A 19,311-nucleotide genomic window follows, 5' to 3' on the forward strand; every position below is an offset into this window, starting at 1 on the left:
TAGCCAATTTGCCCACAGACCGTGCACAAGGCTTTCCCCGGCTGGTGTGCAAAAATGCCGGCCGGACGGAAAAACCGGAGGGATGGCCGCCTGGAAGTGAACAACTGGTGGGAATCAAAAGATTGCCTAAAAAACAGGCAATGGCAAAAAGCCATTGTGGTATCAGCCACTTGCCGGTGTTTTCCACAGCTCGCACACAGGGCTGTCCCCGCCAACGGTGAGAAAAGCGCTTTGTCCGGCACAAAACGTCGGCAAGACTACTGGCAGCAGGGCAAGCCGACGTATAATTACACTCTTTGGCAGCAGGTTTGCCGTGAGCATCATTCACCGAATCGCCGTGGTCGGGCCGGAGTCCTGCGGCAAGAGCACCTTGTCGGCCCAGCTGGCCGCCAGCATGCATACGCAAGGCATGCGCGCTGTCCATGTGACGGAATATGCGCGTGACTACTATGCCAATCGCCCCTACCAGGTGGCGATGTCTGACATCGAGGCCATTGCCTGCGGGCAGTTGCAGGCAGAACAGCTGGCGGCCCGGCAGCACGACTGGCTGATCTGCGACACCACGGTGCTGACCTGCAAGATATGGGCGGAAGTGGCATTCGGGCAGGCATCGCCCGCCTTGTTGCAGCATTACCGCCCGCACGACTATGTGCTGACCCTGCTGACGGCGGCAGACATACCCTGGCAGCCTGATCCGCTGCGTAGCCATCCCGCTGAGCGCGACTGGCTGCTGGGCTTGTATCAGGCCGAGCTGGCGGCGGTGGGCATTGTTCCGGTCTTGCTGCACGGCAGTGAACAGCAACGGCTGCAACAGGCTTGGCACGCCATCCGGCAACTGCCACACTGGCTTGATGGTTTGCCTAAAAAATAGTCAGCCAGCACAAAGCCTTTGGCATTCAATGGCTTGTCCTGTTTTTCCACAGGCCGCTCACAGGCCTGTCCCGCCGCCGGGTGGAAAACCGGTGGCAACTGCCTAAAAAACGGGCAGTGACGGATTTTGCTTTTCGCTCAAACAGTTGCAGGCCTTGTCCACAAGCGGTGCACAAGCCTGTCCAGAATGGATGTGTAAAAATGAACGAAACCTTTGCCTTGCGTAATGACTACATCGCGCTGTGCGATTTGCTGAAAACCTGCAGCGTGTGTGCTTCCGGTGGCGAAGCCAAACATTTCATTGCCGAGGGCAATGTCGCCGTGGATGGCGTGCAGGAGCTGCGCAAGACCTGCAAGATCCGCCCCGGTCAGGTGGTTAGCGGCGACGGTTTCACCATCACGGTGGTGGCCGCCTGATGAGCGAGGCCGAACTGCCGCCGGATGACGACCCGATGCCGCAGCCGCCGTTTGAAGTCACCGACGACATGTGTTGCGGCAGCGGTTGCGACCCCTGCATCCTCGACACCTATTACGCCGAGCTGCGCGACTACCGCAGCCGGCTGGCCGCCTGGCAGGCGCGGCACAACAAGGACGGACAATAAGCCATGGCCAGCATTGACCTGCATTTTCATTCACATGCCTCGGACGGCGCCTTGCCACCGGCCGAGGTGATTGCGCGCGCGGCAGAGCGTGAAGCCACGCTGGTGGCGCTGACCGACCACGACTGCACCCGCGGTCTGGCCGATGCGCGTGCCGCCGCTGCCGCCCACGGCGTGGATTTCCTCAATGGCGTGGAAGTGTCCGTCACCTGGAATGGCAAGCACACCGTGCATATTGTCGGGCTGGGGATAGACCCGGAACATGCGGCACTCAAGGCGGGCTTGCAGTCCATCCGCGATGGCCGGGTGCAACGTGCACAGGAAATGTCCGACTCGCTGGCCCGCATCGGCATTCATGGTGCATTCGAGGGCGCGATGGCAGTGTGTGAAAACCCGGAAATGGTGGGCCGTACCCACTTTGCCCGCTTTCTGGTGAACAGCGGTGAGGTCAGGGACGTGCGCACGGTGTTCCGCAAATACCTGACGCCGGGCAAGCCCGGTTATGTGCCGCATGAATGGGCGCGGCTGGCCGATGCGGTCGGCTGGATTGTCGCCTCCGGCGGCATGGCGGTGATTGCCCATCCCGGCCGTTACGATATGGGCCGCACCCTGATCGAGCGGCTGATTCTGGACTTCAAGGATGCCGGCGGGCAGGGCATCGAAGTGGCCAGCGGCAGCCACAGTCTGGACGACATGCACAAGTTTGCGCTGATTGCCCAGCGTTACGGCCTGTTGTCCAGTGCCGGCAGCGATTTCCATGCTCCGGGCGAAGGTGGCCGCGACGTGGGCCGAACCGACGATTTGCCACCCATCTGCCAGCCGGTATGGCAGGCACTGCAGGAGCGCATCATCCGCGCTCCGCGTGCGGCATAAACCAACACTAAAGCACACACATGGCACAGTTTTTCATGATTCACCCGGACAATCCGCAACAGCGGCTGATCCGGGAGGCCGCCAACATCCTGCGTAATGGCGGGGTGGTGGTGTATCCCACCGACTCCTGTTACGCGCTGGGTTGCATGCTGGGCGACAAGAAGGCGATGGAGCGCATTCTGGCCATCCGCCAGATCGAACTCAAACACCACTTGACGCTGGTGTGTCACAACCTGTCCGAGCTGGCCAACTATGCCCGCGTCGACAACAGCCAGTTCCGCCAGCTCAAGGCCGCCACGCCCGGCAGCTACACCTTCATCCTGCAGGCTACCAAGGAAGTGCCGCGCCGCACCCTGCACCCCAAGCGCGCCACCATCGGCCTGCGTGTGCCGGACCACAAGGTGGCGCTGGCCCTGCTGGAAGAGCTGGGCGAGCCCATCCTGTCCTGTACCCTGCTGTTGCCGGGCGATGAGGAAGCACTGACCGACCCGTATGAAATCCGCGAGCGGCTGGAGCATGTGGTGGATGCGGTGATTGACGGCGGCTGGTGCGGCACCGAACCCACCACGGTGATTGACATGACCGATGGCGTGGAGCTGCTGCGCCAGGGCAAGGGCGACGCAGCCATCTTCGGCCTGTAAAACCCGCACTGGAACCATCCGTGCCTGCCCCCATCTAGTGGGGGTCAACGTTTTCATTTGAAAAAGAAGCCATGGGCGATACTTCTCAACTGATCCAGCAGATCAGCATTTATGCCTTGCCAGTTTTGCTGGCCATTACCCTGCACGAAGCAGCGCATGCTTATGCGGCCAAACGTTTTGGCGATGCCACGGCCTATATGCTGGGCCGCATGACGCTGAACCCGCTCAAGCACATCGACCCGGTGGGCACGGTGCTGCTGCCGCTGTTGTCGCTGATGATGGGTGGCGTGCTGTTTGGCTGGGCCAAGCCGGTGCCGGTGAATTTCGGCGCGCTGCGCAATCCGCGCTCCGGCATGCGCTGGGTGGCTGCCGCCGGGCCGCTGTCCAACTTCATCATGGCGGTGATCTGGGTGCTGCTGTTCAAGCTGGCCATCGTCATGGATAACAGCTATACCGAGCCGCTGGCGCTGATGAGCAAGGCCGGCATCAACATCAACGTGATGCTGATGGTGCTCAACCTGCTGCCCTTGCTGCCGCTGGATGGCGGCCGCATCGTGGAAAGCCTGCTGCCACCCGGCATGGCCTACAAGTATTCCCGGCTGGAGCCCTATGGCATGTGGATCCTCATTGCGTTGCTGTTTACCGGCGCACTGATGCCGCTGCTCAATCCCTTGCGCAAGCTGGTGTATCATCTGCTCAGTCTGTTTCTCTAACTTGCGGGAGGCCGCCTTGCCCGGTGGCCGACACAGCCTGTACCGTCCGCGCAGCAGCATGCGCAGCCCGGCACAGGCTGTGTCATTCCCGGACCATCTGGAAATCACACCATGTTTGCCAATCGCATCCTTTCCGGCATGCGCCCCACGGGCAGCCTGCACCTGGGTCATTACCACGGCGTCATCAAGAACTGGGTAGAGCTGCAATCCAGCCACGACTGCTATTTCATGGTGGCTGACTGGCACGCGCTCACCACCAATTACGACGACGTGGCCATCATCGAAAAGAGCATCTGGGACATGGTGATCGACTGGCTGGCCGCTGGTGTCGACCCGGAAAAGGCCACGGTGTTCATCCAGTCCAAGGTGCCGCAGCATGCCGAACTGCACCTGGCACTGTCCATGGTGACTCCGCTGTCCTGGCTGGAACGGGTGCCCACCTACAAGGACCAGATCGAAAAACTGTCCACCAAGGACCTGGGCACCTACGGCTTCCTTGGCTACCCGCTGCTACAGGCTGCTGACATCCTGGTGTACAAGGCCGGCCTGGTGCCGGTGGGCGAAGACCAGGTGCCGCACATCGAACTGACCCGCGAAGTGGCCCGCCGCTTCAACAACCTGTTTGGCCGTGAGCCCAATTTCGACGAACTGGCCCAGGCCGCTGCCAAGAAAATCGGCAAGCAGGGCAAGCAGTTCATGCAGCAGCGCACTGCCTATCTGCAAGACGGCAATGCCGAAGCCCTGCAAGCTGCGCGTGAGATTCTGGCCGCCAGCCAGAACCTGGGCGTGGCCGACCGCGAACGTCTGGCCGGCTGGCTGGAAAACAAGGGCAAGACCATCCTGCCAGAGCCGGAAGCGAAGCTGACCGCCGCCTCGCGCATGCCGGGCCTGGATGGCCAGAAGATGTCCAAGTCCTACGGCAACACCATCACCATGCGCGAATCACCGGAGCTGGTGAGCAAAAAAGTGAAGGCCATGCCGACCGACCCGGCCCGCGTGCGCCGCACCGATGCCGGTAATCCGGAAAAATGCCCGGTATGGCAGCTACACCAGGTGTACAGCGACAACGACACTCGCGAATGGGTGAAAAAGGGCTGTACCAGCGCGGGCATCGGCTGTCTGGACTGCAAGCAACCGGTGATTGACGGCGTGCTGCGCGAACAGCAACCGATGTTCGAACGTGCCGAGCAATACCTGACGCATCCGGACCGGGTGAAGGAAATCGTGTTCGAAGGCTGCCGCCGCGCGGAGAAGGTCGCCAAGGAAACCATGGGCGACGTGCGCGCCGCCATGGGGCTGGGTTTCTGAGCGCAGCTGACAAAACTGCTGTTGCAGCATCGCACTCTTGCGACGGTCTGCACGATTCATCTGCCATGAAGGATCAAAAAAAGCCGGAACAGACGTTCCGGCTTTTTTTATTGAATCTTTCTAGTCCCGGCGATTTCAGTGCTCGACACGTGGCAGGAAGATTTCCGCCAGCATGCAGCGGCAACTGCCGCCACCGACTGCTTCAATGGTGGGGATGGGGTTGACCACCGGCTGGCCGTGACGCTCCAGCACCCGTTGCTGTTGCGGGGTGAAGCCATTCCAGGCCCGTTGCGACATGGCCAAGAGCGGGGTGCCGTCCTGTGCCGCCAGTTGCAGGATATTGCCGCAAAAGTGCTGTTCTACCTGTTCATGGCTGATCTGGATCACCTCGTGGGTGGATTCCAGCGCGGCCAGCACGCGTTGGCGTTGTTCCGGTTGATACAGGCTGTCGGCGCAGATCACCGCGATATCCTGTCCCACCGACATCATCACATTGCTGTGATAGATGGGGACGCCGTGGCTGTCGGCAGTGTCGAACAACTGCACATCGTCCAGTCCGCGCAAGCGGGCATAGCGGTATAGCGCCAGCGGATGACAGCGCTGCGAGCGGGCGGCATACACCCGGCGGCGGGCGTGGTCGAAAATCATCACCCCGGTGCCCTCCAGAATCAGCTCTTCTTCCCACGGATGTCCCACCCAGCTGATCTGGTTGATCTGGTAATCATGTTGCAGCAACAGCCGCGCTAGTTCTTCCACCCGCCTTTCCTGCCGGCGGTTGGGCGTGTGCATGGGGTAGATGTGCAAGCTGCCATCGGCGCTGGTGGTGAACCAGTTGTTGGGAAATACCGCATCCGGGGTGGGAATGCCGTCCGGGCTCTTTTCCAGCACCATCACCCGCAGGCCGTGGTCTTGCAGACGGTGGGTCATGGCGTCGAACTCGGCCATGGCCTGGGCGGTGACGGCGGTGGCGGGCAGGTTCAGCCGGTGCTGGAACACATTGTCGGCACCGGTCTGTTCGTTAAAGGCAAAGTCGACCGGGCGCACCATGACCACGGCGCGTGCCAGTTGCGGTTGTGCCGGGCGGTTCAGCGACAGCGGCTGAATCCACGGCAGGTTCTGATTTCCCATGGTATGAATTCGGGGCGGAGTGTGGAGGGTGCTGGTATAGTAGCCAGATCAAGATCAAACAAAAAGTTGGATTTGTTTGACATTTCCATAATGATTTGGAATGGATTTTCACCTAGCCGCTCTCAAGGCCTTTGTCACCGCCGCACGTGAAGCCTCGTTTTCCCGCGCCGCCGACTGCCTGCACCTCACCCAGCCCGGCCTGTCCAAGCGCATCCGCAGCCTGGAGGATGGCCTGCGCGTGGAATTGTTCGACCGCATCGGCCGGCGCACGGTACTGACCGAAGCCGGGCGCGCCTTCCTGCCGCATGCGCTGCGCATTCTGGCCGAGGCCGAACAGGCCAGCCAGCTGCTGCGCAGCCTGCAGCCGGCCCAGGTGGGCAAGCTGCATCTGGCTACCACCCAGCACATCGGTCTGTATTACCTCAAGCCCGTGCTGGCCGATTTTGTACGCCAGTATCCCGGCATCGACCTCACCGTGGATTTCAAGACCTCGGCCGAAACCCACAAGCTGCTGTGTCAGGGCGAGCTGGAACTGGGCTTCATGTCCGAACCGCCTTTGCATGAGCAGGCGCTGGACTATGTGGCGGTGCTGGAGGAAAGACTGTGCTTTGCCGTGTCCGGGCAGCACCCGCTGGCCCTGCTGGACTCCCTCACCCTGCAGGACCTGGCACGCTATCCCGCGCTATTGCCTGGCAGCAACACCCGCTGCCGCCGGCTGATAGAAAACCTGTTCCAGCAACAGGCCACCCCGCTGGACGTGCGTGAGCCGTCCAATTACCTGGAAGCCTTGCGCATGCTGGTGGAAGCCGGGCTGGGCTGGACGGCGCTGCCGGAGGTGATGATCAGCAGCACGCTGTGCCGTCTGCCGCTGGCCGAGCACGAACCCTCGCGCACCATCATGCTGGCCTATCACCGCAAGGTCAGCCTGTCCGGCCCGGCGCGGCTGTTTCTGGAATGGGTCAAAACCCACCCGCTTGGCGTACACTCTGCCGCATGAGTATCCCGACCTCGCCCGACAACTTTGCCCTGACCGCGCCGGAATTGCCGGCCGGCCTGCCCATCGCCCATGTGTTTGGCCAGCCGGTGCTGGAAGTGCCGCAAGACCTGTTCATCCCGCCCGATGCCTTGCAGGTGATTCTGGAAAGCTTCGAAGGCCCGCTGGATTTGCTGCTCTACCTCATCCGCAAGCAAAACCTGGATGTGCTGAATATCCCCATGGCCGACATCACCCGCCAGTACATGGGCTATGTGGATGCCATGCGCGCCGAACGGCTGGAGCTGGCGGCGGAATACCTGCTGATGGCGGCGCTGCTGATTGAAATCAAATCACGCCTGCTGCTGCCACGCCCGCCGCTGGATGAAGAAGGCGAACCGGACGACCCACGTGCCGAACTGGTGCGCCGCCTGCTGGACTACGAACAGATGAAGCTGGCCGCGCTGGAGCTGGACAAGCTGCCGCAGGCCGACCGCGACTTTGCCTGGCTGGCGGTATTGATCGAGCAGGGTGCGGAGGCGCGGCTGCCGGATGTCGCCGCGGTGGATCTGCGCCAGGCCTGGCTGGCCATCCTGTCCCGCGCCAGGCACAAGCGCAGCCACAAAGTGGAAAAGGACGAGCTGTCGGTACGAGAGCAGATGAGCTGGATTCTGCGCTACCTGACTGGGCGCGAATACGTGCCGTTCGAGGAACTGTTCGAAGTCGATAAGGGCGTGGCCCATCTGGTGGTCAACTTCATCGCCGTGCTGGAACTGGTGAAGGAAGGGCTGATCAAGGTGAGTCAGGACGCGGCCTATCAGCCCATCTATGTGCGCATCGCCATCAACTGATGCCGCCACTGTTGCATGCATGTCAGTCGCGGACGAATAGACAGTGTCGCTCGAGTGGATTTCATGTAAAATCCGCGCCTTCCCCCGCGCAATGTATTTCGCTCCCGTATCCCGCAAGCCGGGCCGGGCGATATCAGGTCCGATGACCACCATCACCGACTTAAACTATCTCAAGATCGTGCTGGAAACGGCATTGTTGACCGCGACGGAACCCTTGTCGGTATCCCAGCTCAAAAAGCTGTTTACCGAAGACATCAAGGCAGCCCTGCTCAACGACATCCTGGAAGACATCCAGGCGGACTGGCGTGGCCGCGGTGTGGAACTGGTGAAACTGGCCAGTGGTTGGCGTTTTCGCGCCCGGGCAGAATTCACTCCCTACCTGTCACGGCTGAACCCGGAAAAGCCGCCGCGTTACTCGCGTGCCGTGATGGAAACCCTGGCGATTATCGCCTACAAACAACCTGTTACCCGCGGTGATATCGAATCCATTCGTGGCGTGTCGGTATCCACCAGTGTGATGCAAACCCTGCTGGAGCGGGGTTGGATTGAAGTAATCGGGCACAAGGACGTGCCCGGCCGGCCGGGGCTGTATGCCACCACCCGCAAGTTTCTGGATGATCTTGGCTTTGTTTCGCTAAGGGATCTGCCACCGTTGGCAGACTTGGGAACACTGGTCATACCCGATGCCCAGCCACAAGAGATCGGCAGCGAAGACGCCGAAGACACTCTCCCCCTCGACGATGAGGCGGACAATCTGGAGCCACTGGCAGAGTAGCCCGTGCGCTCGTACTGAAAGAGCATGATTTATGTCTACCAAAGGACAAAACAACGCCCGCCAGCCGGTGGCGCGTGTAAAGGGCCGCGAAAGCACCAGCCAGCGCCGTCAGCCTGACGCCGCACGTGGCAATGCCCCGCAGCAGCAAGGCCGTGGCAAGCCGGGAGGCTTTGGCAAACCGCGCAACCCGCAAGAAGCCGGTGGCAAGCCGCAAGGTCGCCGCCCGGCTGCACCGCGCGATGCCTATGGCAACCTGCTGCAGCCACAAACCGGTGCCGCCCCGCACGAAAGCGCACCGCTGTTCAAGATGAGCCGTGCCGAACTGGCCCAGCTGGAACTGCAACGCCAGGCCCGTGGCTTGCCGCGTGATGAAAACGGCGAACCCAATGGTAATGTGGCCGAGCCGAAAAAACCGGCCAACAACCGCCGTAAGGAAACCGTCAACCGCCGTGGCGAAGTACAAGCCAAGCCGGTAGGCACCGGCAAGCGCAACCAGTCGGAAAACAATCGCCAGCAACAGGCTGCCCGTCGTCAGGAAAAGGCCGAGCGCCTGCAAGCCGAAGGTGGCGAAGCCCTGCAGCACGAACGCCGTTTTGGTAACAAGAACGCCGCCATGCCGGTGGCTGATGGTGAACAAAGCCCGCGCGAACAGCGTCGTGCACCCGCCGCGGGCAAGCCGCGCGCAGAAGGCAAGTCGCTGGTAATCAAGGCAAAAAAGTTGCGTCTGCGCAGCCCGAGTCAGGACGTGAAAGAAAAGTCCAAGCGGCTGCGCGAGGTACGCCTCGACAAGGAACAGATTGAACCGGTACGCCTGCAAAAGGCGCTGTCCGCTTCCGGTGTCGGCTCCCGCCGCGAGATGGAAGAATGGATCGAAGCCGGCCTGGTGATGGTCAATGGCAAAAAAGCCAATCTGGGCGACCGTGTCGGCCCGGAAGACCGCGTTACCGCCAAGGGCGACGTGATCAAGCTCAAATGGGCCGACCGTCTGCCGCGCATCATCATGTACCACAAGCAGGAAGGCGAAATCGTCTCCCGTGACGACCCGGAAGGCCGTGTCAGCGTGTTCGAGCGCCTGCCACAGGCAAAGAGCAGCCGCTGGGTGGCCGTGGGCCGTCTGGACGTCAACACCTCCGGCCTGTTGCTGATCACCACCAGCGGAGAACTGGCCAACCGCATGATGCACCCCAGCTTCGAAGTGGAGCGTGAGTACGCGGTGCGCGTGCTGGGCGAGCTGACCCCGGAAATCGCCAAGGAAATGACCGCTGGTGTGGAACTGGAAGACGGCCCGGCTGCCTTCCAGCGCGTATTCCAGCGCGGTGGTGCCGAAGAAGGTGCCAACCAGTGGTACAACGTGGTGATCAAGGAAGGGCGTAACCGCGAAGTGCGTCGCATGTTCGAACACTTCGGCCTCACTGTCAGCCGTCTGATCCGCGTCCGCTTTGGCAACCTGGGCCTGCCCCCGCGCCTGAAGCGCGGTCAGTTCTATGAACTGAACGAAGCCGAAGTGGCAGCGGTAATGAAATGGTCTGACCTGACCATGACCGGCCGCAAGAAAACCCGCGGCAGCAAGGGCGAGTGAGCCGCCGCCATTGGCCGTCGCTGACGGCACTGGCGACGCGTGCAGGCAAATGGGTGGCTGCCTTGCGGTCACCCGTTTTGCATTCTGACGACGTGTCGCATCAAGGCAGGCAGCAGGCAACCCTGCCTGGGGCGGCTGCCCGCTTGCTCTCTGGCAAGCGCGGTCCGCGTGCCTCGGTGGTCATCATCCAGGATGGCCGGCTGTTGATGATGCAGCGTATCAAGAATGGCAAGGAATACTATGTCCTGCCCGGCGGTACCATCAAGTCTGGCGAAACCCCGGCCATGGCCGCGGTGCGAGAGACGCGCGAGGAAACCGGGCTGAATGTCTGGCTGGACGAACAGCTGGATGTGCTGGAGCACAAGGGGCGTATCGAGCATGTATTCCTGGCCAGCAAGTTTCGTGGCACGCTGCGCCTGGGCGGGCCGGAACTGGCGCGCATGACCGAGGACAACCAGTATCATTTGCTGTGGCTGGATTATGCACAGTTGCAGCAGCTGAAACTGCGGCCCAAAAACCTGTTGATGTATTGTCAGGAATGGCTGTTGCCGCCGCGCAAGTAATGGCTTGATGAACCCGCTGTACCGCTTTCACGCAAGCGGACTGCAACCCAGGGCTGGAAGATTCGCATGAGCAAGGCATTTACCCGAGAAAACGACGAAGCAGAAGATGATCTGCCAGCCGAACAGCGGCTGCCCGTGTCCAGCAAGAACTACATCACCCCCGGTGGCTGGTTGCGGCTGAAGGACGAGCTGTACCAGCTGGTCAACAAGGAAAGGCCGGAAGTGGTGCAGATCGTCAACTGGGCTGCCAGCAATGGCGATCGCTCGGAAAACGGCGACTATCTGTACGGCAAGCGCCGCTTGCGCGAAATCGACCGCCGCATCCGCTTTTTGACCAAGCGGCTGGAGCTGGCCGAAGTGGTGGACCCGGAAGCCCGTGAGGCGACCGATCAGGTGTTTTTCTCCGCCACCGTGTTGATTGAGCGCGGCGATGGCAGCGAGCAATTGCTGCGTATTGTCGGAGTGGATGAAATCGACCTGTCGCGTGGCCATATCAGCTGGATTTCACCGATTGCCCGCACCCTGATCAAGGCGCGCGAAGGTGACACCGTGCTGTTTCGCGGGCCGGATGGCGACGAGGATATCGAGATCCTGGAAGTGCGCTACGAGAAAATCAGCTGAACCCACCGGGTTTGGTCACAAGCAAAAGCCCGTGCAGTTCGCACGGGCTTTTTTGCGTCCGGTGCTGCGTATTGTCCCTAGTGCTTGCCTTCGTCTGGCTCCTGACGGCCAGCCAGCTGGCTGTTGACCGCCATCCAGTCGCGGGTGGCGGTGTCGCCAATGCGGCTGAAAGCCTGGCTGAGCAGGCGGGCTTGCTCCTTGTGCAGGGCTTCTTCCAGCTTGCGGCCTTCGCTGGTCAGCGACAGTTGCTTCACCCGTTTGTCGTGGCTGGCCGCCACGCTGGCAATCAGCCCCATTTCCACCAGCTGGCGCAAGGGCATGTTGATGGCCTGCTTGGTGACATCCAGCGCGCTCAGCAGGTCCTTGACCGACAGGCCGGGATAGCGGGCCACAAAGAACAGGATGCGGTGATGTACGCGGGCCAGGCCACGACGGGCCAGTATTTCATCCGGCTTGGCGGTAAACGCCTTGTAGGCATGGAAGAACACTTCCATCGCCGCGCGCAGGTCAATCGAGCTATCAGTGTCAGGCATGTTGACGACTTCCCCGCCTAGGGGTAAATTAGGTCAAAAAAATTGACGTTTATTGTTCGTTGGATTGGCACAGCAGTAAACCATATGGCGGTAGCAGCCCAACAACAACACTGCTACAGGAGCTCCGCTTCCGTAGGCTTACCACCCTCGGCCACGGCGATATGGTTGACATACTGATGTGACAATCAGGGAGATTACCATGTTTTCAGAACGTATCGAACGACTGATGGGTTCGCTGATCCGCGAAATTCTGGCCGCGGCACAACGCCCTGAAGTCATTTCCTTTGCCGGTGGCCTGCCGGCAGCCAGCTGTCTGCCCAAGCTGGACTTTACCGGCATGCCGCAATCACTGGCGCAATATGGTACGACCGAGGGTGAACCGGAACTGCGTGAGCTGATTGCAGCCCAGGCGCGCAAGATGGGGCTGGACTGTACTGCCCAGCAGGTGCTGGTGCTGTCCGGCTCGCAACAGGCCATCGACCTCGCGTCCAAGCTGTTTATCGACCCGGGTACATCGCTGGTGACCGAAGGCCCCACCTATCTGGCCGCCTTGCAGTCATTCAAGCTGTTTGGTGCCAAAATCACCGCCGTGGCACAGGAAAACGGCCAGCTCTCTCCCGAGAAGCTGGATGAAGCCCTGCGTACGGCCAAGCCGCGGCTGACCTATCTGATTCCCAGCTTCCAGAACCCGTCCGGTGCCTGTTACAGCGAGGAAAACCGCCGTGCACTGGCCGAAGTGATCGACAGCCATGGTCTGCCGGTTTACGAGGATGATCCGTACCGCGCACTGTCCTACGATGGCGAAGCACCGGCACCGCTGGTGAGCCACCTGAAGAACACGCCGTGGATTTATGCCGGTTCCTTCTCCAAGACCCTGGCGCCGGGCTTGCGCGAAGGTTATCTGATTGCCTCGCCCGAGCTGTATCCGCATCTGGTCAAGCTCAAGCAATCCACCGACCTGCACAGCAATCGTCCCGGTCAGTGGTTCATTGCCCAGCAACTGGCCAGCCCGGACTTCCCGGCTCACCTGCAATCCTTGCGCGATACCTACCGCGTAGGCCGCGATGCCATGCAGCTTGCGCTGGAAAAGCATTTTGCCGATCTGGCAGACTGGCAGGTTCCCAAGGGCGGCCTGTTCTTCTGGCTGACGCTGAAGCGTCCGCAAGACACCCGCGAGCTGCTGAAAGTGGCGCTGGCTAAGTGCAATGTTGCCTTCATGCCTGGTGAGCCGTTCTACCCCGATCCGGAAGATGGCATTGGACATTTGCGGCTCAATTTCAGCCACGCAGCACCGGAACGGATTGAAGAGGGCATCGCGCGACTGGCTGCCTTGGTACGTGCAGCACAAGGCTGAGTCCGTTCGGTATTGGCAAACAAAAAGCCGCTCAAGAAGAGCGGCTTTTTTCTTCCTGCTGTTGGCTGGTTTCAGCTGCCGATAGGCCCTGCGCCTTCCAGCATGGTCACTCCGGCAAGGCCGGAACGGAACACGGCCTGCTGCAGGGTTTCCACCGCCTTTTTACGGAAGAACTGCTTGCGGGTCACCAGCAGGACCCGGCGCTCGGGTGCCGGAGCCTCGAAGGGGACTACCGACAACAGGCTGTCATCGCCCGGGCCGATGGAGGTGGATGGCATCACCGTCACCCCCATGCCGCTGGCCACCATGTGGCGGATGGTGTTGAGCGAGCTGCCTTGCAAGGTGCTGGCGAGACCCGAGTGGTGGTTCTGCTTGCTGGCCAGTTCGCTGCATGCCTGCAACACCTGATCGCGGAAGCAGTTGCCCTGGGTCAGCAGCAGCACGCTTTCGTCGGTCAACTGGCTGGCATTGACGCAGTCCTGCTTTTCCCAGGGATGGCCCTTGGGCGTGGCCACCACAAAGGGTTCGTCATACAGCGGCCAGGCCACCGTACCGGCTTCTTCGAACGGGTCGGCCACGATGATGGCGTCCACTTCACCGCGCTTGAGCATTTCTGCCAGTCGCGCGGTGTAGTTCTCTTCCAGGATCAGCGGCATGTCCGGTGCCAGAATGCGCAGCGCCGGAATCAGTCGTGGCAGCAAGTAGGGGCTGATGGTGAAGATCACACCCAGCTTGAGCGGCCCCACCAGCTCGTTCTGGTGTTCGCCGGCCAGTCGCTTGACGGTTTCGGCTTCCTCCAGCACGCGCTGCGACTGCTCGATGATGCGTTCACCAATTTCCGTCACCGCCACTTCCTGGCCACCACGCTCGAACAGGGTGATGCCCAGTTCGTCTTCCAGCTTCTTGATGGCAATGGACAGAGTGGGCTGGCTGACAAAGCAGCTTTGTGCGGCGCGACCAAAATGGCGCTCGCGCGCCACGGCCACGATGTAGCGGAGTTCGGTCAGCGTCATGGTTTAGCGTTGATGCTCCGGCAGCACGATATTCACTTCCAGTACTTCGAAGTCGTCCTGGCGTTCCACCTGTACCTTGATATCGTCCAGATTGACCGACACGTACTTGGAGATCACCTCCATCAGCTCGCGCTGCAGTGCGGGCAGGTAGTCCGGTGCGCTGCGGCCATTGCGCTCATGCGCCAGGATGATCTGCAGACGTTCTCTGGCAATGGCAGCGGTTTTCTGTCGTTTGCCGAACAGGATGTCGATTAGGGACATGGTTTAACCTCCGAACAGGCGCTTGAGCAAACCCACTTTGGGCGCATCAAGGAAGCGCATGGGGCGATCTTCGCCCAGGAAACGTGCAATCACGTCAGAATAGGCTTCGGCTACGTCGCTGCCCTTCAGATGAATGGCAGGGGTACCGGAGTTGGAGGCTTGCAGTACGGTTTGTGATTCCGGAATCACGCCGATCAGCGGCACGCGCAGGATTTCCTTCACGTCATCCACCGACAGCATTTCGCCCTTGTCCACGCGGGCAGGGGAGTAGCGGGTAATCAGCAGGTGCTCTTTCACCGGTTCGCCACCTTGTTCGGCGCGGCGCGATTTGGAGGCCAGAATGCCCAGGATACGGTCGGAGTCGCGTACCGAAGAGACTTCCGGGTTGGTGACGATCAGCGCTTCATCGGCAAAGTACAGCGCCATCAGTGCGCCTTTTTCGATACCGGCCGGGGAGTCGCACACAATGTACTCAAAGCCGCTGTCGGCCAGATCCTTCAGTACTTTTTCCACGCCTTCCTGCGACAGGGCATCCTTGTCGCGGGTTTGCGAGGCAGGAATGATGTACAGGTTGTCGCAGTTCTTGTCCTTGATCAGCGCCTGGTTCAGCGAGGCTTCGCCATTCACCACATTGATCAGGTCGTATACCACGCGGCGTTCGCAACCCATGATCAGGTCCAGGTTGCGCAGGCCGACGTCAAAGTCGATCACCACGGTCTTGTGGCCGCGCAGGGCCAGGCCGGAGGCAAAGCTGGCACTGGTGGTGGTTTTGCCGACACCACCTTTGCCGGAAGTCACGACGATGATTTTTGCCACGGTAAATCCTTTGATGTGAATTATTCGCCAAGCGCGGTCATGACCAGGCGCTCGTTCTCAAGTTGAATCTGGGTCGGCTTGCCCTTGATGCTCTCCGGCAAGGCCTGTTCGATAGTGCGATAGACGCCGGCAATGGAAACCAGTTCGGCTTCCATGCTGCGCACGAAAATACGTGCAGCGGTATTACCCCGTGCACCAGCCAGCGCTCGGCCACGCAGCGGGGCGTAGACATGGATGTTGCCATCAGCAATCACTTCGGCACCGGCGCTCACCATGGCCAGTACCACCAGATCGCAGCCACGGGCGTAAATCTGCTGGCCGGCACGTACCGGCCGGTCCACGATCATTGTGCCGGGCGGCGGTGCCACCACGGCGGCGGCCTCAGCCGGTTTGTTCTGGACTTCGCTGCTGCTTTGGGTGGAGCGGGCGGGCGTTACGCCACGCACATAAGCCAGGCCGTAACGGCTGGCCACTTCCGCCATGGATGTTTCCGGGTGACGCAAGGCAACCACGCGGATGCCATGACGGCTGAGCATGGGCAACAGCCGGCCGTATTCGGTATCGGCAGCTTGCGGCAGGCCTTCCACATCCAGCAAAAAGGCTTCGGCCGGTGCATCGCCGGCCGGACCGAAGCGGGCATCCAGGGCGGTGGTGAGTTCTTCCAGATTGTCCGTGTGGAGAATCAGGGCCAGCAGATCGAGGCTGGCAGATTTGATGTCAAAGGCGTTGGCCGCAGAGCTCATGGGTAGGCTTTATATAAATAGATTTCTTCTATGGAGCGAGTTTACTGGCTTGCACTGCCCCTTTCAATGGCGCTGAATCAATCTGCATGTGGTGAGGGGCCTGCATTTTGCGCTGCAAAAAAAATCGTTGACGCCAGCGCCAGGAAATAGTCTTGCAACTGTAATGCTTTTGGAATGTTGCTGTTGTAAAAACACATACAAAATAGCTGTTTAGCGGATTGTGCGCTGCAACATTTTCTTGACCGCATCCGCTGCTTTGGTTAAATTACGTTTGCTGCTGTGCAGCATCGGCGGCGAAACGGTTGTTGTGACTGTAAAGCTGAGTTGTATATCGACATTTCCAGGAGTAGCCATGTTTACCAATACCCAAGAATTCTCTGCTCTCGGCCAGGCGCAATTTGACAAAGCCGTTCGCCTGTCCTCCATCGTTCTGGCCGGTGCCGAACGCTTCGCCAGCCTGCAGCTGGAACTGACCCGCAAGCTGCTGGACAGCAATGCCAAGCATTTCAAGGCATTGACCGAAGTGAAGGACCCGAAGGCATTTGCCGAACTGCAAACCAGTCTTGCACAACCCAGCCTGGACCAGGCATTCAGCGTGGCACGTGAAGTGTACGATGTTGCCGTTGCCACCCAGGGCGAGCTGACCACTTTTGTGGAAGAGCAACTGGCAGAACAGAACAAGCTGCTGCTGACCAATCTGGACCGCCTGTCCAAGAACGCACCGGCAGGTTCCGATGTTGCAGTTTCTGCACTGAAAACCCTGGTCACCAGCTCCAACGCTGCTTTTGAAAGCGTGTCCAAGACCGCCAAGAAAGTAAGCGCAGAAATTGCTGAAGCCAGCGTAGAAGCTGCCAGCAAGCAAGCCAAGGCTACCGCTGCTGCAGTAAGCCGCAAAAAGCCGGCTGCTGCTACACCTGCTGCCTGATCCGGTTTGCCTGGTCGATAAAAAACCCGCCATCTGGCGGGTTTTTTTTGTTTGCTCAGTCCGCTTTGGGTGGCTGTTTTGGCTGTAAGGCAGCAAACACCTGCTGCAAGATGTCATGCAAGGTGTCGCGTTGCTGCATGGCCAGCACAATCAGCAGAGCCAGATTGGCGGCAAAGTGCGTCTGGCTGGCGGGTGGCAGGGCAAAGCGTTGGCGCACTGAGCCACTGTCAGCGGTATCCGGTGCAATGCCGTGACTGCGCAGATAAGCCTGCGAAAGCTGCAACAGCTTGTCAGCGATTTGCCATTGCTGTTGCATCAGTGCTTCCCAATCGAGCAGTTGCGGGTTTGCTGTCGGAGGACATTGCTGCCAGGCCAGTTGCCAGGCGTGTTGCAGCGCTTGCATTACATGATGGGTATAGCGCGCACTGCCACATGGCCCGCAGTGTAGCCAGGCCCCGGCCAGCGGAGCGCAATGATCCAGCCACTGCACGGCAGCAGGAGAGGGGGAGGCGCTGCTGCCGCACAACAGCATGAAGCCCAGTACTTCGCCTTGCGGCTGCCAGCTGGCACAAATTTCCACCAGTTGCTTGCCATGCTGGCGGCAGTGCTCGCTGCGCACCGCCAGGGCCTGGCTGTCATCGCTTGCCAGATCCAGCCAGCAGTTTTCCGCAAGATAGCCCTCCCAGTCAGGTGGCAGCCACAGCGGGCTTTCCTCCGGCACCTGGCACGGCAAACCGGCTGCCAGCAATCGCTGGCAGGTCCAGTGCAGTTGAGGTGAGCTGCCGTGAGGCTGAAACATGGGGGGCCTTAAATGAGCAATTGCCTGTTCTGAACGGCAAGACCAAGATTATTGATAAACCAGCCAAGTGCCTTGCCTGGAGATTCTTCTTTCCAGGCATAGAACATTTTGGTGCAACTGCGTTTTTCCTTCAGTGATTTTTCCACAAGTTGGCCACTTTGCAGATAAGGCGTGGCAAGCATGCGTGGCAAATAGCCGATTCCGAGCCCTGCCACCATCAAGGCCAGCTTGGCATCCAGGGTGTGGACGGTGAGGACGTCCTGGCCATCCAGAATACCAGCGGTGCGTGTAGGGAGTCGGCGTGAGGTGTCTCCCAGCGAAATGATACGGTGCTGGCGCAGGGTATGGGCAGCCAGCGGTTCCGCGGCACTGGCCAGCGGGTGATTCGGGCTGACCAAGAAGGCAAAGTCGATAGAGCCGATTTCACGGAAGAAATAATCACCGGCGGGCGGATGTCCCGGCGCACCCAGCACCAGATCGGCACGCGCGTCATACAGCGCATCCCAAATACCGCCGAATACTTCGCGGTTAAAGCGCAGCTGGGTGCCGCTGCCCAATTCGTCAAAGCGCTGGATCAGCGGAATGAGCTGTTCGAACGGAATGAGGTCGCCAATGGTGATGACCAGCTCGCTTTCCCAGCCTGCTGCCTGTTGTTGCAGGCGGTGTTCGACACTGCGTGCGGCATCCAGCAGGTAGCGTCCGTCGCGCAGCAGCAGTTCACCCGCCGGGGTAAGCCGGGCGCGGTGACCACTGCGGTCGAACAGCGTGACATCAAGGTCCTGCTCCAGTTTCTGGATGACATAGCTCACCGCGGATGTGACGCGGTGCAGCTCGTCCGCAGCTGCGGCAAAGCTGCCGTTACGGTCGATGGCATCCAGAACCAGCAGGGCATCAAGGGATAATTTCATGTTCAAAATTATTGAATGAACTGTTCAGATCATTTCGCTATGAATGGGAATTCATCGCGTTTAATATTCACTTCACCAACCCGATGCAAGTAAATAAGCCAATACTAGCAAAGTAATTCTACGTATTCATGGCGAATTGTCATCAAAAAAATTGAATATTTTTTTATGACACGTGGCTGTTGATGCTTGCATTCATGCTTAATGAATGGAGTGAATCATGTTGAAAAAATTGATGCTGGCTGTTGTTGTTTCCAATGCTCTGGTCGCCGTTGCCATGGCCGACAGCGATGTACGCAGCCGTCCGGACAAGGATGTCCTCAAGCGTTACGAACAACAAATGAGCCAAAGCGATGCCCAGCGCAAGGCCTGTCTCTTATACACATCTCCGAGCCCACGAGACGAACGCAAAAAAAGGGGGGGGGGGGGGGGGGGGGGGGGGGGGGGGGGGGGGGGGGGGGGGGGGGG

23 protein-coding genes and 1 pseudogene are annotated in these 19,311 nt (G+C 60.1%); 16 read left to right on the forward strand and 8 right to left on the reverse strand.

Annotated elements, in window-relative coordinates:
* The first annotated feature begins 313 nt into the window (after positions 1-313).
* From JHD62_RS14260 to JHD62_RS14290, 7 genes are all read left to right on the forward strand, one after another.
* Positions 314-871 carry an ATP-binding protein gene (locus JHD62_RS14260; RefSeq protein WP_199103449.1) on the forward strand — a complete coding sequence of 186 codons (558 nt, stop codon included), beginning with the start codon at positions 314-316 and terminating at the stop codon, positions 869-871.
* A 200-nt stretch (positions 872-1,071) separates the two neighbouring features.
* Positions 1,072-1,287 carry an RNA-binding S4 domain-containing protein gene (locus JHD62_RS14265; RefSeq protein ID WP_045845571.1) on the forward strand — a complete coding sequence of 72 codons (216 nt, stop codon included), beginning with the start codon at positions 1,072-1,074 and terminating at the stop codon, positions 1,285-1,287.
* Positions 1,287-1,472 (forward strand): oxidoreductase-like domain-containing protein, encoded by a 186-nt coding sequence (locus JHD62_RS14270; RefSeq protein ID WP_045845572.1) that lies wholly within the window; start codon positions 1,287-1,289, stop codon positions 1,470-1,472. The genes JHD62_RS14265 and JHD62_RS14270 overlap by 1 nt, the downstream gene beginning before the upstream one ends.
* A 3-nt stretch (positions 1,473-1,475) precedes the next feature.
* Positions 1,476-2,342 (forward strand): 3',5'-nucleoside bisphosphate phosphatase, encoded by an 867-nt coding sequence (locus JHD62_RS14275; RefSeq protein WP_199103451.1) that lies wholly within the window; start codon positions 1,476-1,478, stop codon positions 2,340-2,342.
* Between the two features lie 20 nt (positions 2,343-2,362).
* Entirely contained in the window at positions 2,363-2,983 is a 621-nt protein-coding gene (locus JHD62_RS14280) for an L-threonylcarbamoyladenylate synthase (protein ID WP_045845574.1), read from the forward strand.
* A 71-nt stretch (positions 2,984-3,054) separates the two neighbouring features.
* Positions 3,055-3,696 carry a site-2 protease family protein gene (locus JHD62_RS14285; RefSeq protein ID WP_199103452.1) on the forward strand — a complete coding sequence of 214 codons (642 nt, stop codon included), beginning with the start codon at positions 3,055-3,057 and terminating at the stop codon, positions 3,694-3,696.
* A 111-nt stretch (positions 3,697-3,807) separates the two neighbouring features.
* The gene (locus tag JHD62_RS14290; protein WP_199103454.1) at positions 3,808-5,004 is read left to right on the forward strand and encodes a tryptophan--tRNA ligase; all 1,197 of its coding nucleotides are present in this window, start codon (positions 3,808-3,810) and stop codon (positions 5,002-5,004) included.
* Between the two features lie 135 nt (positions 5,005-5,139).
* Here JHD62_RS14290 and JHD62_RS14295 read toward each other — a convergent pair whose 3' ends face one another.
* Positions 5,140-6,132, reverse strand: a complete 993-nt coding sequence (locus JHD62_RS14295) for an arginine deiminase-related protein (protein ID WP_199103456.1) — start codon at positions 6,130-6,132, stop codon at positions 5,140-5,142.
* A 100-nt stretch (positions 6,133-6,232) separates the two neighbouring features.
* Between JHD62_RS14295 and JHD62_RS14300 the strand changes: the two genes are divergently transcribed.
* The 6 genes from JHD62_RS14300 to greB all read left to right on the forward strand — a co-directional run bounded on the left by JHD62_RS14300 (position 6,233) and on the right by greB (position 11,494).
* On the forward strand, positions 6,233-7,129 hold the full coding sequence (locus JHD62_RS14300; protein ID WP_199103458.1) for a LysR family transcriptional regulator: 897 nt from the start codon (positions 6,233-6,235) through the stop codon (positions 7,127-7,129).
* Entirely contained in the window at positions 7,126-7,956 is an 831-nt protein-coding gene (locus JHD62_RS14305) for a ScpA family protein (protein ID WP_199103460.1), read from the forward strand. The genes JHD62_RS14300 and JHD62_RS14305 overlap by 4 nt, the downstream gene beginning before the upstream one ends.
* Positions 7,957-8,098: 142 nt before the next feature.
* Entirely contained in the window at positions 8,099-8,731 is a 633-nt protein-coding gene (scpB, locus tag JHD62_RS14310; protein WP_045845579.1) for an SMC-Scp complex subunit ScpB, read from the forward strand.
* A 613-nt stretch (positions 8,732-9,344) separates the two neighbouring features.
* Entirely contained in the window at positions 9,345-10,310 is a 966-nt protein-coding gene (rluB, locus tag JHD62_RS22620) for a 23S rRNA pseudouridine(2605) synthase RluB (RefSeq protein WP_233160956.1), read from the forward strand.
* The gene (locus tag JHD62_RS22625) at positions 10,307-10,873 is read left to right on the forward strand and encodes an NUDIX domain-containing protein (protein ID WP_199103463.1); all 567 of its coding nucleotides are present in this window, start codon (positions 10,307-10,309) and stop codon (positions 10,871-10,873) included. Before rluB ends, JHD62_RS22625 begins: the two co-directional genes overlap by 4 nt.
* 66 nt (positions 10,874-10,939) lie before the next feature.
* Positions 10,940-11,494, forward strand: a complete 555-nt coding sequence (greB, locus tag JHD62_RS14325; protein WP_178970976.1) for a transcription elongation factor GreB — start codon at positions 10,940-10,942, stop codon at positions 11,492-11,494.
* Positions 11,495-11,571: 77 nt separating this feature from the next.
* Here greB and JHD62_RS14330 read toward each other — a convergent pair whose 3' ends face one another.
* Entirely contained in the window at positions 11,572-12,027 is a 456-nt protein-coding gene (locus tag JHD62_RS14330) for a MarR family winged helix-turn-helix transcriptional regulator (RefSeq protein ID WP_199103465.1), read from the reverse strand.
* 199 nt (positions 12,028-12,226) lie between these two features.
* On the opposite strand from JHD62_RS14330, the gene JHD62_RS14335 reads away from it, so the two are divergent.
* Positions 12,227-13,381: a PLP-dependent aminotransferase family protein gene (locus tag JHD62_RS14335; RefSeq protein WP_199103467.1), complete on the forward strand. Its 1,155-nt coding sequence runs from the start codon at positions 12,227-12,229 to the stop codon at positions 13,379-13,381.
* 71 nt (positions 13,382-13,452) lie between these two features.
* Here JHD62_RS14335 and JHD62_RS14340 read toward each other — a convergent pair whose 3' ends face one another.
* Genes JHD62_RS14340 through minC form a run of 4 tightly spaced genes read right to left on the reverse strand, consistent with a single transcriptional unit; the run spans position 13,453 to position 16,214 of the window.
* Positions 13,453-14,394 carry a LysR substrate-binding domain-containing protein gene (locus JHD62_RS14340; protein ID WP_062790619.1) on the reverse strand — a complete coding sequence of 314 codons (942 nt, stop codon included), beginning with the start codon at positions 14,392-14,394 and terminating at the stop codon, positions 13,453-13,455.
* A 3-nt stretch (positions 14,395-14,397) separates the two neighbouring features.
* Complete coding sequence (gene minE / locus JHD62_RS14345; RefSeq protein WP_045845585.1) at positions 14,398-14,655, reverse strand: cell division topological specificity factor MinE; 258 nt, start codon at positions 14,653-14,655, stop codon at positions 14,398-14,400.
* A 3-nt stretch (positions 14,656-14,658) separates the two neighbouring features.
* A complete protein-coding gene (gene minD / locus JHD62_RS14350) occupies positions 14,659-15,471 on the reverse strand; it encodes a septum site-determining protein MinD (protein ID WP_045845586.1) in 813 nt (270 codons plus the stop codon).
* A gap of 20 nt (positions 15,472-15,491) precedes the next feature.
* Positions 15,492-16,214 (reverse strand): septum site-determining protein MinC, encoded by a 723-nt coding sequence (gene minC, locus JHD62_RS14355; protein WP_199103469.1) that lies wholly within the window; start codon positions 16,212-16,214, stop codon positions 15,492-15,494.
* A 352-nt stretch (positions 16,215-16,566) separates the two neighbouring features.
* Here minC and JHD62_RS14360 point away from each other — a divergent pair, with 352 nt between their 5' ends.
* On the forward strand, positions 16,567-17,139 hold the full coding sequence (locus JHD62_RS14360) for a phasin family protein (RefSeq protein ID WP_045845588.1): 573 nt from the start codon (positions 16,567-16,569) through the stop codon (positions 17,137-17,139).
* Between the two features lie 55 nt (positions 17,140-17,194).
* Here the strand turns inward: JHD62_RS14360 and JHD62_RS14365 are convergent, their stop codons facing one another.
* Both JHD62_RS14365 and JHD62_RS14370 read right to left on the reverse strand, forming a co-directional pair.
* Positions 17,195-17,938, reverse strand: coding sequence for a hypothetical protein (locus JHD62_RS14365; protein ID WP_199103471.1), 744 nt, complete (start codon positions 17,936-17,938; stop codon positions 17,195-17,197).
* Positions 17,939-17,946: 8 nt separating this feature from the next.
* Complete coding sequence (locus JHD62_RS14370; RefSeq protein WP_199103473.1) at positions 17,947-18,846, reverse strand: LysR substrate-binding domain-containing protein; 900 nt, start codon at positions 18,844-18,846, stop codon at positions 17,947-17,949.
* A 217-nt stretch (positions 18,847-19,063) separates the two neighbouring features.
* Here JHD62_RS14370 and JHD62_RS14375 point away from each other — a divergent pair.
* A pseudogene (locus JHD62_RS14375) lies at positions 19,064-19,311 on the forward strand (hypothetical protein); the annotation flags it as partial.

Source organism: Aquitalea sp. ASV11 (genome assembly GCF_016429185.1).
Taxonomy (GTDB): domain Bacteria; phylum Pseudomonadota; class Gammaproteobacteria; order Burkholderiales; family Chromobacteriaceae; genus Aquitalea; species Aquitalea pelogenes.

Coding starts and splice junctions, on each gene's coding strand:
- JHD62_RS14265 (WP_045845571.1), top strand. CDS start 1,072: ATGAACGAAACCTTTGCCTTGCGTAATGACTACATCGCGCTGTGCGAT.
- JHD62_RS14270 (WP_045845572.1), top strand. CDS start 1,287: ATGAGCGAGGCCGAACTGCCGCCGGATGACGACCCGATGCCGCAGCCG.
- JHD62_RS14275 (WP_199103451.1), top strand. CDS start 1,476: ATGGCCAGCATTGACCTGCATTTTCATTCACATGCCTCGGACGGCGCC.
- JHD62_RS14280 (WP_045845574.1), top strand. CDS start 2,363: ATGGCACAGTTTTTCATGATTCACCCGGACAATCCGCAACAGCGGCTG.
- JHD62_RS14285 (WP_199103452.1), top strand. CDS start 3,055: ATGGGCGATACTTCTCAACTGATCCAGCAGATCAGCATTTATGCCTTG.
- JHD62_RS14290 (WP_199103454.1), top strand. CDS start 3,808: ATGTTTGCCAATCGCATCCTTTCCGGCATGCGCCCCACGGGCAGCCTG.
- JHD62_RS14295 (WP_199103456.1), bottom strand. CDS start 6,132: ATGGGAAATCAGAACCTGCCGTGGATTCAGCCGCTGTCGCTGAACCGC.
- JHD62_RS14300 (WP_199103458.1), top strand. CDS start 6,233: ATGGATTTTCACCTAGCCGCTCTCAAGGCCTTTGTCACCGCCGCACGT.
- JHD62_RS14305 (WP_199103460.1), top strand. CDS start 7,126: ATGAGTATCCCGACCTCGCCCGACAACTTTGCCCTGACCGCGCCGGAA.
- scpB (WP_045845579.1), top strand. CDS start 8,099: ATGACCACCATCACCGACTTAAACTATCTCAAGATCGTGCTGGAAACG.
- rluB (WP_233160956.1), top strand. CDS start 9,345: ATGCCGGTGGCTGATGGTGAACAAAGCCCGCGCGAACAGCGTCGTGCA.
- greB (WP_178970976.1), top strand. CDS start 10,940: ATGAGCAAGGCATTTACCCGAGAAAACGACGAAGCAGAAGATGATCTG.
- JHD62_RS14330 (WP_199103465.1), bottom strand. CDS start 12,027: ATGCCTGACACTGATAGCTCGATTGACCTGCGCGCGGCGATGGAAGTG.
- JHD62_RS14335 (WP_199103467.1), top strand. CDS start 12,227: ATGTTTTCAGAACGTATCGAACGACTGATGGGTTCGCTGATCCGCGAA.
- JHD62_RS14340 (WP_062790619.1), bottom strand. CDS start 14,394: ATGACGCTGACCGAACTCCGCTACATCGTGGCCGTGGCGCGCGAGCGC.
- minE (WP_045845585.1), bottom strand. CDS start 14,655: ATGTCCCTAATCGACATCCTGTTCGGCAAACGACAGAAAACCGCTGCC.
- minC (WP_199103469.1), bottom strand. CDS start 16,214: ATGAGCTCTGCGGCCAACGCCTTTGACATCAAATCTGCCAGCCTCGAT.
- JHD62_RS14360 (WP_045845588.1), top strand. CDS start 16,567: ATGTTTACCAATACCCAAGAATTCTCTGCTCTCGGCCAGGCGCAATTT.
- JHD62_RS14365 (WP_199103471.1), bottom strand. CDS start 17,938: ATGTTTCAGCCTCACGGCAGCTCACCTCAACTGCACTGGACCTGCCAG.
- JHD62_RS14370 (WP_199103473.1), bottom strand. CDS start 18,846: ATGAAATTATCCCTTGATGCCCTGCTGGTTCTGGATGCCATCGACCGT.